General features: G+C 63.5%; 1 protein-coding gene. It reads left to right on the top strand.

The window, feature by feature from the left end; translation table 11 throughout:
* A partial coding sequence (locus ACFOVU_RS09165) for a hypothetical protein (RefSeq protein ID WP_378531826.1) occupies positions 1 to 627 on the top strand: 627 nt, incomplete at both ends.

Here is a 627-nt window from a genome sequence, read left to right as displayed (position 1 = left end):
CACCTCATCGGTGCTCCCATCATTTCTGTCACGGGTCTTGAGGGCGTGGACCGGACGGTTGCCGCCTTGGCCGGGGAAGGGCTGACCTTCTACGGCATCTCCGCGCGGACCGGAATACCGCTGAGCACGGTCGGAAACCAATTGAGGGAGATGTATCCCCGCGTGGGCGTGGGGGGCTTCAAGGAATTGGGTGAGAAGGCTCGCGAGAGCGGGCTGACCCCTGATCCTGCTCACCTCATCGGTGCTCCCATCATTTCTGTCACGGGTCTTGAGGGCGTGGACCGGACGGTTGCCGCCTTGGCCGGGGAAGGGCTGACCTTCTACGGCATTTACGCGCGGACCGGAATACCGCTGAGCACGCTCTATCGCCACCTTGGAGGCATGTTTGCCCGTGTGGGTGTGGGGGGCTTGAAGGAATTGGGTGAGAAGGCTCGCGAGAGCGGGCTGACCCCTGATCCTGCCCACCTCATCGATGCTCCCATCATTTCTGTCACGGGCCTTGAGGGCGTGGACCGGACGGTTGCCGCCTTGGCCGGGGAACGGCTGACCGTCGGCGGCATTGCCGCGCGAACCGGAATACAGCTGAGAACGCTCTATCGCCACCTTGGAGGCATGTTTGCCCGTGTG

The sequence above is a fragment of the Nocardiopsis sediminis genome, from assembly GCF_042650565.1.
Lineage (GTDB): Bacteria > Actinomycetota > Actinomycetes > Streptosporangiales > Streptosporangiaceae > Nocardiopsis_B > Nocardiopsis_B sediminis.
The sequence above is the reverse complement of the archived record's forward strand: the minus strand, read 5'-3'. Positions and strand labels throughout refer to the sequence as shown.